Source organism: Anoxybacillus dikiliensis, from assembly GCF_050613275.1.
Classification (GTDB): domain Bacteria; phylum Bacillota; class Bacilli; order Bacillales; family Anoxybacillaceae; genus Anoxybacillus.
Genome location: NZ_CP187112.1, coordinates 1,671,676 through 1,686,316 on the forward strand (window position 1 = coordinate 1,671,676; position 14,641 = coordinate 1,686,316).

At 41.9% G+C, this 14,641-nt stretch carries 19 protein-coding genes; 3 read left to right on the forward strand and 16 right to left on the reverse strand.

Translation table 11 applies throughout. The features are described from left to right. Positions 1 to 3 precede the first annotated feature (3 nt). From folE to ACPF7I_RS08815, 10 genes are all read right to left on the reverse strand, one after another. Complete coding sequence (gene folE / locus ACPF7I_RS08770) at positions 4 to 567, reverse strand: GTP cyclohydrolase I FolE (protein WP_430743818.1); 564 nt, start codon at positions 565 to 567, stop codon at positions 4 to 6. Positions 568 to 676: 109 nt separating this feature from the next. Further along, positions 677 to 949, reverse strand: a complete 273-nt coding sequence (locus tag ACPF7I_RS08775; RefSeq protein WP_003394524.1) for an HU family DNA-binding protein — start codon at positions 947 to 949, stop codon at positions 677 to 679. Positions 950 to 1,208: 259 nt separating this feature from the next. After that, positions 1,209 to 2,687 carry a stage IV sporulation protein A gene (gene spoIVA, locus ACPF7I_RS08780; protein ID WP_009373691.1) on the reverse strand — a complete coding sequence of 493 codons (1,479 nt, stop codon included), beginning with the start codon at positions 2,685 to 2,687 and terminating at the stop codon, positions 1,209 to 1,211. Positions 2,688 to 2,811: 124 nt separating this feature from the next. Further along, a complete protein-coding gene (locus ACPF7I_RS08785; protein ID WP_430745927.1) occupies positions 2,812 to 3,534 on the reverse strand; it encodes a hypothetical protein in 723 nt (240 codons plus the stop codon). Positions 3,535 to 3,549: 15 nt separating this feature from the next. After that, a complete protein-coding gene (locus tag ACPF7I_RS08790; protein WP_042535560.1) occupies positions 3,550 to 3,753 on the reverse strand; it encodes a DUF2768 domain-containing protein in 204 nt (67 codons plus the stop codon). A gap of 174 nt (positions 3,754 to 3,927) precedes the next feature. Then, the gene (locus tag ACPF7I_RS08795; RefSeq protein WP_430743815.1) at positions 3,928 to 4,947 is read right to left on the reverse strand and encodes an NAD(P)H-dependent glycerol-3-phosphate dehydrogenase; all 1,020 of its coding nucleotides are present in this window, start codon (positions 4,945 to 4,947) and stop codon (positions 3,928 to 3,930) included. An 11-nt stretch (positions 4,948 to 4,958) separates the two neighbouring features. After that, positions 4,959 to 6,269: a ribosome biogenesis GTPase Der gene (gene der / locus ACPF7I_RS08800; RefSeq protein ID WP_430743813.1), complete on the reverse strand. Its 1,311-nt coding sequence runs from the start codon at positions 6,267 to 6,269 to the stop codon at positions 4,959 to 4,961. A gap of 90 nt (positions 6,270 to 6,359) precedes the next feature. After that, entirely contained in the window at positions 6,360 to 6,542 is a 183-nt protein-coding gene (locus ACPF7I_RS08805; RefSeq protein ID WP_042535555.1) for a capping complex subunit for YIEGIA, read from the reverse strand. Next, entirely contained in the window at positions 6,539 to 7,435 is an 897-nt protein-coding gene (locus ACPF7I_RS08810) for a YIEGIA family protein (protein ID WP_430743811.1), read from the reverse strand. Before ACPF7I_RS08810 ends, ACPF7I_RS08805 begins: the two co-directional genes overlap by 4 nt. After that, a complete protein-coding gene (locus ACPF7I_RS08815) occupies positions 7,432 to 8,031 on the reverse strand; it encodes a YphA family membrane protein (protein WP_431018940.1) in 600 nt (199 codons plus the stop codon). Before ACPF7I_RS08815 ends, ACPF7I_RS08810 begins: the two co-directional genes overlap by 4 nt. Positions 8,032 to 8,132: 101 nt before the next feature. Here ACPF7I_RS08815 and ACPF7I_RS08820 point away from each other — a divergent pair, with 101 nt between their 5' ends. Beyond that, complete coding sequence (locus ACPF7I_RS08820; protein ID WP_009373698.1) at positions 8,133 to 8,237, forward strand: YpzI family protein; 105 nt, start codon at positions 8,133 to 8,135, stop codon at positions 8,235 to 8,237. 44 nt (positions 8,238 to 8,281) lie between these two features. Here the strand turns inward: ACPF7I_RS08820 and fni are convergent, their stop codons facing one another. From fni to ACPF7I_RS08850, 6 genes are all read right to left on the reverse strand, one after another. Beyond that, a complete protein-coding gene (gene fni / locus ACPF7I_RS08825) occupies positions 8,282 to 9,331 on the reverse strand; it encodes a type 2 isopentenyl-diphosphate Delta-isomerase (protein WP_430743807.1) in 1,050 nt (349 codons plus the stop codon). A gap of 12 nt (positions 9,332 to 9,343) precedes the next feature. Further along, positions 9,344 to 10,483, reverse strand: a complete 1,140-nt coding sequence (rpsA, locus tag ACPF7I_RS08830) for a 30S ribosomal protein S1 (RefSeq protein WP_430743805.1) — start codon at positions 10,481 to 10,483, stop codon at positions 9,344 to 9,346. Positions 10,484 to 10,631: 148 nt separating this feature from the next. Then, the gene (locus tag ACPF7I_RS08835) at positions 10,632 to 11,213 is read right to left on the reverse strand and encodes a lysophospholipid acyltransferase family protein (protein ID WP_085787980.1); all 582 of its coding nucleotides are present in this window, start codon (positions 11,211 to 11,213) and stop codon (positions 10,632 to 10,634) included. After that, the gene (gene cmk, locus ACPF7I_RS08840; protein WP_430743803.1) at positions 11,213 to 11,890 is read right to left on the reverse strand and encodes a (d)CMP kinase; all 678 of its coding nucleotides are present in this window, start codon (positions 11,888 to 11,890) and stop codon (positions 11,213 to 11,215) included. Before cmk ends, ACPF7I_RS08835 begins: the two co-directional genes overlap by 1 nt. Positions 11,891 to 11,965: 75 nt before the next feature. Further along, the gene (locus ACPF7I_RS08845; protein WP_430743801.1) at positions 11,966 to 12,145 is read right to left on the reverse strand and encodes a YpfB family protein; all 180 of its coding nucleotides are present in this window, start codon (positions 12,143 to 12,145) and stop codon (positions 11,966 to 11,968) included. A 50-nt stretch (positions 12,146 to 12,195) separates the two neighbouring features. After that, positions 12,196 to 12,855 (reverse strand): flagellar brake protein, encoded by a 660-nt coding sequence (locus ACPF7I_RS08850; protein WP_430743799.1) that lies wholly within the window; start codon positions 12,853 to 12,855, stop codon positions 12,196 to 12,198. Positions 12,856 to 12,986: 131 nt separating this feature from the next. On the opposite strand from ACPF7I_RS08850, the gene prsW reads away from it, so the two are divergent. Beyond that, entirely contained in the window at positions 12,987 to 13,661 is a 675-nt protein-coding gene (prsW, locus tag ACPF7I_RS08855; protein WP_430745926.1) for a glutamic-type intramembrane protease PrsW, read from the forward strand. Between the two features lie 114 nt (positions 13,662 to 13,775). Further along, complete coding sequence (sleB, locus tag ACPF7I_RS08860; RefSeq protein ID WP_430743797.1) at positions 13,776 to 14,633, forward strand: spore cortex-lytic enzyme; 858 nt, start codon at positions 13,776 to 13,778, stop codon at positions 14,631 to 14,633. Positions 14,634 to 14,641 lie beyond the last annotated feature (8 nt).

Below are 14,641 nucleotides of genomic sequence, written 5' to 3' on the forward strand. Positions count from 1 at the left end.
CTCCTACTTAATAAGCGCTAATATTTCAGCACGTGCTTTCTCGTCTGTTGCAAGCGTTCCACGAACCGCCGTTGTGACCGTTTTCGCTCCCGGTTTTTTCACGCCGCGCATCGTCATGCACATATGTTCTGCCTCAACAACAACCATCACTCCATGCGGCTCGAGCGTCTCCATAATCGCATCGGCTACCGTTGCCGTAATTCGTTCTTGTAACTGCGGACGGCGCGCCACTGTTTCGACTGCTCGTGCGAGTTTGCTTAACCCTGTCACTTTTCCGCCACGCGGAATGTATGCGACATGAGCCACGCCGAAAAACGGAACGAGATGATGTTCACACATCGAATAAAACGGAATATCTTTAACGAGGACAAGCTCTTCATGATCTTCACTAAACACCGTTTGCAAATGTATTTTTGGATCTTCACTCAAACCTGAAAACACTTCCGCATACATTTTCGCCACTCGCTTCGGTGTATCGAGCAACCCTTCGCGATTCGGATCTTCTCCAATTGCTTCTAAAATTAAGCGGACAGCCTGTTCGATTTGTTCTACATTCATTTGTTGCATCCTCCTAGCATTCAACTTCACGTAATCCGATTCTAGCATATAAAGATGAAAAAAGGCAAAAAAGAAGAGGTAGCTCGCAACCGGCTACCTCTTGGCTGTATGTAATTTCTTACTTTACAGCATCTTTTAACGCTTTCCCAGGTTTGAAAGCAGGAACTTTACTTGCAGCAATCTCGATTTCTTCTCCTGTTTGCGGGTTGCGTCCTTTGCGCGCCGCACGCTCACGCACTTCGAAGTTACCAAAACCGATTAATTGCACTTTATCACCGTTTTTAAGCGCTTCTGTAATCGCGTCAAAAACAGCATCAACTGCTTTAGATGCATCCTTTTTAGAAAGACCGCTTGCTTCAGCTACCGCATTAATTAATTCCGTTTTGTTCATGCCATTCACCTCCTCCCAAAGCGTATGTATTATACATTACTTTCAGTTGTTTACACTTTCTATTGTTTCTATACATTAACATGCCTTATATTAACTGATTCTTGCTCATAATTCAACATTTTTTCAGCAAAATCATGCAATTTGCCTATTATTCTCCAAGGAGCCTAACATTTTCTGAATAAAGATTATCATATTGCTCTTTTTCACTGCAAGAGAAAATTTTCGTTTAAAAGCAAAAAAGACCCCAAATGGAGTCTTTTTATAAGATGATGGCAATGAGTCCACCGGATCCTTCATTAATGATGCGCTCTAACGTCTCTTTTAATTTATAACGCGCATTTTCAGGCATGAGAGCAAGCTTTGCTTGAATGCCTTCACGAACGATCGAGCTGAGCGAGCGGCCAAATATATCTGAGTTCCAAATAGAAAGCGGATCATCCTCAAAATCTTGCATTAAGTAGCGGACGAGTTCTTCGCTTTGTTTTTCTGTTCCGATGATCGGTGCAAACTCCGATTCGACATCGACTTTAATCATATGAATGGACGGTGCTACCGCTTTTAAGCGCACACCAAAACGTGATCCTTGGCGAATAATTTCCGGTTCATCTAAACTCATATCAGAAAGCGATGGAGCAGCAATGCCATAACCCGTTTGTTTCACCATGCGGAGCGCATCAGCAATTTGGTCGTATTCCGCCTTCGCATAAGCAAAATCTTGCATTAATTGCAACAAATGATCTTTCCCACGAATTTCTACGCCAACGACTTCTTTTAAAATTTGATCGTACAATTCGTCTGGGGCATATAAATCAATTTCTGCGATGCCTTGCCCCATTTCAATGCCAGCCAAGCGAGCTTCATCAATAAAATCGTACTCACTAAATTGTTGAACGACGCGATCTACATCACGCAAACGCTTAATATCTTTTACTGTATCGCGCACCGCTTCTTGATAGCTTTCACGCAACCAATGGTTCTCGCGCAAAACCATGACCCAGTTCGGTAAATTGACATTCACCTCTAACACCGGGAATTCATACAACGCTTCACGAAGCACTTGATACACATCCGCTTCACGCATTCCTTCCACGCTTAATGCTAATACTGGAATATCGTATTTTTCACTTAGTTGTTGCTTCAATGTTTCTGTTTCAGGGTGTTGTGGACGCACGGTATTAATAATCATAATAAATGGTTTACCAACTTCTTTTAATTCATTTACAACACGTTCTTCTGCTTCCACATAGTTTTCGCGCGGAATTTCTCCAATCGAGCCATCCGTTGTAATGACGACGCCAATCGTCGAATGCTCTTGAATGACTTTGCGCGTACCGATTTCAGCGGCTTCTTGAAATGGAATTGGTTCTTCATACCACGGTGTATGGATCATACGTGGCCCATTTTCATCTTCAAATCCTTTTGCCCCTTGTACTGTATAGCCGACACAATCAACGAGGCGAATATTTACTTCCAATCCATCATCTACTTTTACTTTCACCGCTTGATTCGGAACAAACTTCGGCTCTGTCGTCATAATTGTTTTTCCGGCTGCGCTTTGTGGCAGTTCATCTTGTGCCCGAGCTTTATCTGCTTCGTTTTGAATATTCGGAATGACAACAAGTTCCATAAACTTTTTAATGAATGTTGATTTGCCTGTTCGAACGGCGCCGACAACTCCTAAATAAATATCTCCGCCTGTTCGTTCGGCAATATCTTTAAAAAGATCGACCTTTTCCAACTGCCTTCCCTCCCTTATATTTAAAACATATGAGGACACTATATGCATATGTCGTTGTCCTAATTGTTTATGACTAAAAAAATCCCTTCTCTAAAATGTATTTGCTTAGAGAAGGGATCATGACTTATTTCACAAGAAAAATAGGTTCTTTTTTCTCTTCATCAATCGTGTAGGGAAGGGAATAAGCAGGGACAAAAAGCGAATGCTTGACAAGCAAGTCGCGAATATCATCTCCATAGCGATAGTGATGCGCTTCCGATTGCAGTTTTTCATACAAGTCGATACGGTAGTCAATATAAATTTCTCCCTTGCCGTCAATAATGAGCGGAAGATTTTTTCCTGAAAAAGGGCTGACGACGTGAGGAGGAGCATCTAAGCGTAGCTTTTTATAATCGAGCGTAAACACACCTTTAGCCAAAACATCTTTAAACGGTGGATAACCGTGAGCGTCTTGATACATGCGAATGCGCAACTTTAAATCGCGAATGGCTTCCGCCGCACGCAAATCTAGCAATTTGACCGTCGGATTTGTTTCTACATCGACAAGGACATATTGATATACACCGCCGCTTTCAAACGCATTACCTGGCGGTTCAGCCATATATCGCGGCACAAGTAAATTGAAATCAATCGGATATTTTTGATAAATAGGCGTAGACATATCCCGTGTTTTAATAGGTAACAAACCGCCTGTCGCCTGCTTATATTCGTTTACTGCTTGTTGAACACGTTCGACTTGTTCTTTATATGGAATTTGGTTTTGCGCTAGCCGCTCTTGCGGGTATAAACACCCAGATAATAACACAGACACGACAACGATCATTGCAGAAAGTATCCATTTTTTCATCATTCATCCATCCTTCTATTCTTGCACCGGCCCACTAAATACGACAAATACAATAATAAGGCCAGCGATGATCATACTTATGTATGCAATCGTCGCTAAAACAATTTTTACCACCTTATTTTTCACCTTATATCGACTAAAATAAATCGAAAATACAGCAACAAACATTAACCCGATTCCTGTTAACGAAATCCACATTTTTAAAAGACCCGGTGACATTCCTCTCCCTCGCTTTCTCTTAATTGCTGCATAAAAAAGCTGAAGTAAAGCGGGGCTTCTTTACTTCAGACGATGACTAAACATGCACCATCCATTCGAGTCTGAGAATGTTTTCATAGCATTGTATGCAACATACATAACAAAGCTCTCTTCACATGCCTATTTCAAAGAAAATTATAACGAAATGTTTGCTAAATCTTCAAGTTCCGACGTTTTCCCGCGCGCCATGAGCGAATCGACCGCACTTTTCACATCTTTTCCGTTAAACAAAACATCGTAAAGTGCATTTGTAATCGGCATGTCCACATTCATTTTTTTCGCTAGCTGATAAGCCGCTTTTGTCGTTCGGACACCTTCAACGACCATTCCCATATTCGCGAGCACATCATCAAGCGCATGTCCTTTACCGAGCAAATTGCCCGCACGCCAGTTGCGTGAATGGACGCTTGTACACGTCACAATTAAATCACCAATGCCTGTCAATCCTGCGAACGTGAGCGGATTTGCCCCTAGTCGGCTGCCAAGACGCGCCATTTCTGCAAGCCCGCGCGTCATAAGCGCCGCTTTTGCATTATCCCCATACCCAAGTCCATCCGTAATTCCAGCGGCTAGCGCAATAATATTTTTTAACGCCCCGCCAATTTCTACCCCAATCAAATCTGGGTTTGTGTATACGCGAAAATATTGATGGTTCATAAATAAATCTTGAATGCGCTCGGCTGCTTCCATGTTTTTCGACGACACCGTCACGGTCGTTGGATGGCGTAAACTCACTTCCTCTGCATGACTTGGACCTGATAAAACGACGACATGTTGCAATTGTTCGCCCATTTCTTCTTCAATAATTTCTGAAATGCGTTTATGTGTATCCGGTTCAATTCCTTTACTAACCGAGACGATTGTAATTGGCTGTTTCAAGCACGTACGAACACGCTGCAACACTTCGCGAATCGCTTTTGTCGGAACGGCTAATACAACTGTTTCAACCCCTTCAAGCGCTTGGGCAAGATCGGTATAACCAACAATCGCCTCAGGAAGATGAATATTTGGCAAATATTTTTCGTTCGTATGTTTTTCATTTATTTCATCCATTTGTTCTTGACGTTGTCCCCATAGCCGAACGTGATGTCCGTTATCAGCAAGAACGATCGCTAAAGCCGTGCCCCAACTACCTGCACCTAATACGGTAACCATGTTATCCCCCCTTAATTTCGCGGGCGTGCAATAATTTTAATTGGCGTTCCTTCAAATCCGAACGTATCGCGAATTCGGTTTTCTAAAAAGCGTTCGTATGAGAAATGCATCAATTCCGGATCGTTGACGAATACAACGAACGTTGGTGGCTTTACCGCTACTTGCGTCATGTAATAAATTTTTAATCGTTGTCCGTTATGCGTTGGTGTCGGATTCATCGCTACGGCATCCATTAGCACTTCATTTAATACGTTCGTTTGAACACGCATCGCATGATTTTCACTGACCATTTGAATGACTGGAAGTAACTTATGCAATCGTTGTTTCGTTTTTGCTGATACGAATACAATAGGCGCATAGTCAAGAAATTGGAAATGATCGCGAATTTTTTTCTCAAATTCGTTCATCGTCTTTTCATCTTTTTCAATCGCGTCCCATTTATTCACAACGATTACGACACCACGACCCGCTTCATGCGCATATCCCGCAATTTTTTTATCTTGTTCAATAATTCCTTCTTCTGCGTTAATGACGACAAGCACAACATCGGAGCGCTCAATCGCTTTTAACGCTCGCAACACACTATATTTTTCTGTGCTTTCATACACTTTTCCTCTTTTGCGCATCCCTGCTGTATCAATAATGACATATTCTTGGCCGTCGCGCTTAAATGTCGTATCGATCGCATCGCGCGTCGTTCCTGCAATATCGCTCACAATGACCCGTTCTTCACCTAAAATGGCGTTCACAAGCGAAGATTTCCCAACATTTGGACGACCAATTAAACAAAACTTAATGACATCCGCATCATATTCTTTCGTCTCGCGCTTTGGAAAATGGGCAACAACGGCATCCAACAAATCCCCGATCCCTAATCCGTGCGTACCAGAAATCGGAATCGGCTCTCCGAATCCGAGCGTATAAAAATCGTAAATGTTTTCACGCATGTCTGGATTATCAATTTTGTTTACTGCCAAAACGACTGGCTTATTGGAACGATATAAAATTTTCGCCACTTCTTCATCTGCTGCTGTGACACCGTCCCGACCATTCGTCATAAAAATGATGACGTCCGCTTCATCAATCGCAATTTCGGCTTGTTGACGAATTTGCGTTAATAGCGGCTCATCGCCAATATCAATGCCGCCTGTATCAATAATGTTAAACGTTGTATTTAACCATTCTGCGCTACTATAAATCCGGTCGCGTGTCACTCCCGGTACATCTTCTACAATCGAAATGCGTTCCCCGACAATGCGGTTAAAAATCGTCGATTTTCCGACGTTTGGACGACCAACGATTGCTACAACTGGTTTCGTCATATTCTCACACTCCTTCACTAAATTTCGAAACCCGAACAAAAAAGAAGCCCTTCGACTGAAGGGTCTAGCTTTCCCATTTTATCAAAAAAATCAATGTTTCACAATAATGAGCAAATCGTCGCTTAGCGCATGGGCAATCCCGTCTAAAATCGCTTCTAAATTCGCTGCGATTCGTTGCATTTCTTCATTGTTTTCACAAACGAACGTGACGCCGCCAGCCACTTTATGTGGCGACGTTGTAATGACGGCTAAAATCATTTTTTCTACGGTCACCGTAACACCCTCCCTGCTTGATTCGTTTCAGATTTTGTTGGCATGCGAATTGCATTTTCGAGCGTCGGTACATTACGAATGATCGCTTTTGCTTTTTCGACATCTTTTTCTTGTGGCAAAATAAAAATACCGACTCGTCCATCGTCTAAATCGCGTTTCGCAAGCGGCACAAGCGCTGGCGTACCTGAATCGCGGTATACGCCTAATGCCGTTGAAATATCATGTAAAATCGCTTGACGTTGTCCGAGATTAGCGATTGTTGAGCGAGCGTTAAAGTTTTTCGGTTTCAAAATAAACCCCATGCCATACCGTAAAATCTCTTCCCGACGCGCTTCTAAACCGATGTTCATAATATAAATATTGTCGACGTATAATCCCGCTCCTTTGAAATGCGGCTTCACGTATTCTACTTCGACAATATCGCCGAGCCGGCTGCCAGACATAAGTTTGCGAGCAACGATAAAGGCAATCGCTGCTGCAACAATTCCAAGCCATATATTCCAAACTAAATAAGCGAACGTGCTTAAAAATGATGAAAAAATAACTAAATAGTTTCTCCCTTCAAAAACAATAGCAATTCCTTCAATATACGTTTTTCCGCGCGGGACGAGTTCATACTGGTCAAGCTCATTTAACGTATTTCGCTCCATATTGCGCACATCGCGAAACTGTGAAGCAGCGAGTGCTAAAAATGTAATGGCAGCAAACTCTTTTTCCATAATGGCAGGAACTGCAATCGTCCCAAGCCCTGCAGCAATAAAGCCTAAAGCAATATGAATAATTTTCCCATGCAAATACGTCGGATATTGACGATAATCTGTTTTTAATAAATACAAGCGGGTCAATACACCAATGGTTACGCCAAATAAAATCGGATACGTATATTCGTTCACGTATTAGCCTCCTTTGCTCTCTTTTGAAATCGTGCATCGATATATATTGGCAACTGTTCGAGCCATTTCCATAAAAATAAACATACGGTTGCTAACGCCCATCCATCTAAAAACGAAAGGGAACCGATCGAATGAGAAAAAGAAAATTGCTTTAACACAAATGCGTATAAAAAATCACCTTGACAGCATCCGACCGTCAAAACAAGCAATCGTTCATCAAATGATCGGTATAGCGCCAACGAAGCAAACAAAAGCACAAACGCAAGCAACCATGTCGCTTCAACAAACGCCCAAACCGGATCGAACAATAACAAAAAATGAAACGCAGCATACAACATCGTGACACTTGCACTTGCAAAAGAAAAATAAATAAATGCTTTTCCTGTTTGTTTCATGACAAACGAGTAACTAACAATCAACATCAATATGTAAGCAAATGAAATGTGAAAGGAATCAATCGTTATCCCATGCGCAGATAGCGTAATTAACAATAAAATATATAGACAAATGCGTAAGCGAACATGATTTTTCGGAGCAAAAAACGTATAAACAATCCATAAAAACCAAGAAACCCAGTAAAAATAACTTCCTTCCAACCATAACACCTCCACTTTCCATTATGTCTTATTTTAAAAAATTTAATCTTTGTATGCGAAAAAAGGGAATGGGGAAAATAAAGGACTAAGGAGGGATGAAAATGGGGAAAGATCGCCAAGAAAAAAAGTTAAAGCAATCGCGTCGCGTGGAGTCCGATCGGGATCCAGCAAAAAATTTTAAAGGAAGTACAAAAACAGAACAGTAAATACAAACATAGGAAAAGGTGCCCTCTCTAGGACACCTTCTCCATTATCGTTGGCTATAGCGGGACGTTTCAATGCCACGCTCCCGCAACCAATGGTATGTTGTTCCCGTAACGACGAGCGGGACGTTTTGCAAATCAGCAATCGTTCGAGTACCGAGCGCGGTCATGATGAGTGTTAAATCTTCATGCAATTGATTCATTTCGGTAATTAACGCTTCCACTCCTTGCTCGATAAGAAGACGCAACATATAGCCAGCCATTCCTACCGCGGAAGCGCCGAGTGCAATACATTTCGCCACATCAAGCGCATGCTGCACCCCTCCGCTCCCAATAATACTAATGCGTTGAACTCCCGCTGCTACTTCGGCAATCGATGCCGTCGTTGTTATTCCCCACTCGTTAAAATAAGCAAGCTGTCTTTCACGTCGCTTATTTTCAATTTGCGCAAAATTTGTGCCTCCAAATCCTCCAACATCAACGGCACATACCCCTACGCTTTCTAACTTTCGCGCCGTTTCTTTACTCATTCCAAATCCAACTTCTTTTACGATGACAGGCACATCAACAGCAGACACAATTTGTTCAATGCGCGAAAGCGCTCCGCAAAAATTGCGATCTCCTTCAGGCATAACGAGCTCTTGAACGACGTTTAAATGAATTTGAAGGGCATTCGCCTCGATCATATCGATCGCTCGTTTTGCTTGTTCAACCGTCGCTTCGCTCCCTAAGTTGGCAAATACAATGCCACGTTTATTGACTTGACGAATAATTGTAAACGATTGTCGCTCTTGTTCATCTTTTAACGCAGCCATTTGCGAACCAACCGCCATGGCAATACCGCATTCGTTCGCCACATAAGCGAGCTGCTCGTTAATTTTTGTCGTTTCTTCGCCTCCACCACCTGTCATCGCATTAATAAAAATCGGCGAACGGAAAGAAAGTTCGCCGATTTTTGTTTGCAAGTCAATATGGGCAGTGGAAGTATTCGGCAAGCTATTATGCACAAATGTAATATCTTCAAATCCATGTAAGCGACGTTGTCCCGTTGAGAGCGCATATTCAATATGTTGTAGTTTTCGTTTTGCACGTTCCACTGCCATCACCGTTTATTTTAATTTTTTTAACTGTTCTCCGATGACTTCACCAATTTGAAATCCTGTCGTCGTCTCTGTTGAAGTTGTATATTCACGATAGTCTTCTTCTACATTTTCTTCAAACAACTCACGAATGCTTAACGATAATCGTTTTTCTTGTTCGCTTACTGCGAGCACTTTCACTTTGACGACATCGCCTTCTTTTAACACTTCATGCGGCGTGCCGATATGCTTTGTTGAAATTTGGGAAATATGAACGAGCCCTTCAACGCCCGGCAATACTTCGACGAACGCTCCAAATGGCGCTAAACGTTTCACTGTCCCTTCTAATACATCGCCTTCTTTTATTTTTTGTTCAATTCCATCCCAAGGAGCTGGCATTGCTGCTTTCACAGACAAAGAAACGCGACCGCTTTCTTCATCAATCGCAAGCACTTTCACTTTGACGACATCGCCTTCTTTTACAACGTCTGACGGATGATCTACGCGTGTATGAGCAAGTTGAGAAATATGTACGAGACCGTCAACCTCGCCGATATTAATAAACGCACCAAAATTTGTCATACGCACAACTGTTCCTTCAAGCACTTGACCAACTTGAATCGACTGTAATGCGGCTTTCTTTTTCGCTGCCTCTTCTTCTTCTACAACCGCCCGATGCGATAAAACAACGCGATTTTTTTCACGATCGAGCTCAACTACTTTTACAGTTAATGTACGTCCTTTATAATCTGAGAAATCCTCGACAAAATCTTTTTCCACAAGCGACGCTGGGATAAATGCGCGAACACCAACGTCCGCAACGAGCCCACCTTTTACAATATCTTTGACGACTACATCAAACGTTTCACCGTTTGCAAGCTTCTGTTCAAGCACTTCCCATGCTTGTTCTGCATCTGCTGCTTTTTTCGATAAAATAAGTGCTTCATCTTCTACTTTTTTCACTTTTGCGACGACTGCATCTCCGACTGACAGAACATCGCTTGCTTTTTCGATATGAAGACTTGATAGCTCGCTGATCGGGATGATGCCGACAAGCTTGCTTCCTTCCACATCAATGAGCACTTGTTTGTCTTCTACTTTCGTTACTTGCCCTTTCACTGTGTCGCCTACTTCATAGACGCGCACATCGACTTGATTCATCTCTTCCATAGTGAATACCTCCTTACACTCCACACCTGCTCAACGACAGAAATATATGTTCAATGGGCGAACAACAATGTGCTCGTCCATTTAACACAAAGAAAAAACTTCCTTTTTTACTAATCTGTATTAAAACATTCATTTTGTCAAGTCATAACTATTGATGCGCATGTAAAAGTTGTTGAATATGTTCCATAATGACTGCAGTCACTTCATCGGCACTCGCCTTTCTTTCTCGCCATGGTGTAAAGTCAATTGGGGCACCGTATACAACTTTTAACTTCTTTCCGATGCGATAAGGACCAACGATAGCACAAGGCACGACAACCGCATCACTACGCAATGCGAAAAATCCTGCTCCGGCTAGCCCTTTTTTCAACTTTCCATCTTTACTTCGCGTCCCTTCAGGAAATAGCCCGAGTACATGTTTCTCTTTTAATAAAGCTAATCCCGTTCGCAACGCTTCTCGATCACCCATTCCACGACGAACAGGGAATGCATGTAAGCGAGAGACGAGCTGTTTGACAATAGGAGTGCGAAACAATTCTTCTTTTGCCATAAAATGAACAGGACGCGGACATGTAATACCGACGACTGGCGGATCTAAGTTGCTAATATGATTGGCGCAAATGATGACAGCGCCTTCTTTCGGAATATGTTCCACTCCACTAACTTCAATACGGTAAAGTGGAGTAAGCACTTGTTTCACAAGCGCGCGGGCAAACGTGTAAAAACTCACTACCCCTTCACCCTTTCTTGGACAATGCGCATAATACGATCAACCACTTCATCAATGGATAGCGATGTTGTATCAATTTCAATGGCGTCTTCTGCTTTTTTTAATGGAGCGACGCTGCGTTCAGAGTCAATTTGGTCACGGCGAGCAATTTCCTCTTTGAGTTGTTCTAAATTAGAAGGAATGCCCCGCGCCATATTTTCTTCATGGCGACGTTTTGCCCGCTCTTCAACAGAGGCGAGCAAAAAAATTTTTACTTCAGCGTGTGGCAACACGTGCGTACCAATATCGCGACCGTCCATCACAACACCGCCATGCTGCCCTAGCTCACGTTGACGTTTCACCATTTCTTCTCGCACTGCCGGATGTTTAGCAACGTACGACACGTTGTTTGTCACATCGTTTTTTCGAATGGCCTCCGTTACGTCTTCACCATTGGCAAACACGAGCTGTCCAATTGGAGACGGCTTTAATTCAATATATGTATCATGAAGGACGTTCATTAATTGTTTTTCATCATGAACATCTACTCCGTGCCGTAAAGCACAATATGTCAAGGCGCGATACATCGCTCCTGTATCAATATAAACATAAGATAATGCTTCAGCTAATCGTTTCGCAACCGTGCTTTTTCCAGCCGCTGCCGGTCCATCAATTGCGATCGAAATTTTCTTTTCCATAATGCCTCCCATACATCGTTTTGTTTTCAACAAAAAAGCAGGAACACTCCTGCTTCTTATATTGTATCATACCGTTTATTGTTGGTCGAATGTTTCAATCGTTTTCGTAGCAGAATTTTTCATTACCCCTTCGTAATGAATGACTTTCACAATATAAGGGGCAATGGAAGAATGGGAAACGATAAGTTGGGCGATAAATAAAAAAATAAATTGAATGATCGCTAGCTTCCATAACATTCGTTCAACCGTTTTCATTCGTTTCTCCCTCTCTTTTTTATTTTTATTATGGGAGAAAACAGTTATATTTATGCGTCCAGCTGCTCCTTTTTTCTCATCTCAAGCTGCTTTTCAAAACTGTAACGTATCAATGTAAGACGGTCTACATCGTTTACTTCTAAAAATTGTAAAGATGCTTTTAAGACGTTTTCTTCAAAAATACGAACAACGCGCGCAAGAAAACGTAAATAGTGATAATCTCCTGAACGCATATGGAGCGCGAGCCAAATTTCAATGGTCATCCCATGTTTTAACCCTGTTTCATCGTTTGGCAATACAATCGCTGCACCACCCGCACTTATATCGCTTGTCACAGTCGTAAATGGGACAAATTCGTCATTGAGCGGATGAACAGCAACGTCTACAATCGCATCGACACGTACAAACTGACGACGTTGAATACGAAGAAGATGATTGTCCCCAGGATATGACAAAACAAGAAGCGGAATATTGCGCTTTGTTCGGCCTAACACTTCTGCTTCAAACGCATAAACAGCTTCGTCTTCCCCGACAAAACTTACTTTTAATTGCGTTCCGTCGAGCAAAAACGCGGTGCGATTCGTGCTCATATCAATCGGATAATCAACATAAATTTTCCCCTCTTCCATTTCTGCTACTTTACATTTGTATTTTTCCATTTTTTCGCTATATTTCGGTTCGAGCGTTAACGGCACCCCAATTTTAATCAACGTATAAATCCCCCTCGCTAAAAACAGTTCTTTCTTTATTGAAAGAAAATACACCTCATAGCATTTTCAATTTGACAATAACATGATACCATCAAAATGAAAAGAAAAGAATTGGGAACGAGGAAAAAATGATGTGGGCTATTATTTCTGCAGGGATTGCTCCCGGATTAGCGCTGCTCAGTTATTTTTATTTAAAAGATGAATACGAAACGGAACCGTTATCACTCGTTTTACGCATGTTTTTATACGGCACGTTTTTAGTGTTTCCACTGATGTTTATTCAACACGTATTAAAAGTCGAGCACATGCTCCCAAATGCCTTTGTTGAAGCGTTTTTATCAACGAGTTTGCTAGAAGAGTTTTTCAAATGGTTTGTTTTTTACTATGCGATTTATGACCATCGGGAGTTTAACGAACCATATGACGGCATCGTTTACGGGGTAAGTGTATCGCTCGGATTTGCTACGCTCGAAAACATTTTGTACTTATTTGCAAATGGCGTTGAATTTGCGGTTACTCGCGCCCTTTTACCTGTATCAAGCCATGCGTTGTTTGGTGTCATTATGGGCTTTTATTTAGGAAGAGCAAAATTCGGTTTACCTAAAAAAGAAAAAAACTATATATGGTTATCTTTTCTCCTTCCGTTTTTATTTCACGGCATATACGACTATATTTTATTAACGCAAGAACGTTGGATATATTACATGCTTCCGTTTATGATTTTTTTATGGTGGCTCGCTTTGCGAAAAGTCAAACTTGCGAGAGGGATGACGATCGAGATTACCCAATCATCAAGCCAGGCGTAACGCTTGGCTTTTTTTATTTATGCAAGCGCTTTCGCTTTTCTTATGTATAAAAACGTTATTGTGACAAAAAATAGCGTCAAAAGGTATTGTTTACACATCAAGGGAGGAGTCACAATGCGCAAATGGTTCATTTGTTTATTTTTGATTTTTTCGTTTAGTTATGCACCGCAGGCGTACGCATTTTCCAAACAAGTCATCCAACGCGGAGCTGTCGGCGATGATGTTATTGAACTACAAGCACGATTGCAATATCTCGGCTTTTACAGAGGGAAAATTGATGGAGTGTTCGGTTGGCGAACATATTGGGCGCTAAGAAAGTTTCAATACAAATTTAAATTGCCTGTCGACGGGCTAGCAGGAGAAACAACGAAACAAAAACTCGTGCGCGCTTCAAAATATTACAAATCATTTGTTTATAACAATTTACGAAAAGGAAATACGTTTACTCATTACGGCGGCGTTCCGTTAAGCAAGCAAGTGAAAGCACGTCAAACAAAAGCAAAAAGCCAACCAAAAAATCAAGCTACTGCTACAAAAGCAACAAATACACGTGCCAATCCGAAACAAACAGCCGTAAAACGCGTCAAAACCGCTGCAGTAAACGTCCCAAACGGATTCTCACAAAATGATATACAGCTTATGGCGAACGCTGTACACGGTGAAGCACGCGGTGAACCGTATATCGGACAAGTGGCTGTTGCAGCAGTCATTTTAAATCGCATCAATAGCCCTTCGTTTCCAAACACCGTTGCCGGCGTCATTTTTGAGCCAGGAGCGTTTACAGCTGTCGCAGATGGACAAATTTGGCTTACTCCAAACGAAACGTCTCGCAAAGCAGTACTTGATGCCTTAAACGGATGGGATCCATCAAGTGGAGCGTTATATTATTTTAATCCACATACAGCGACAAACGGGTGGATTTGGAGCCGTCCGCAAATTAAACAAATCGGAAAACATATTTTTTGTAAATAGGAGGGGAG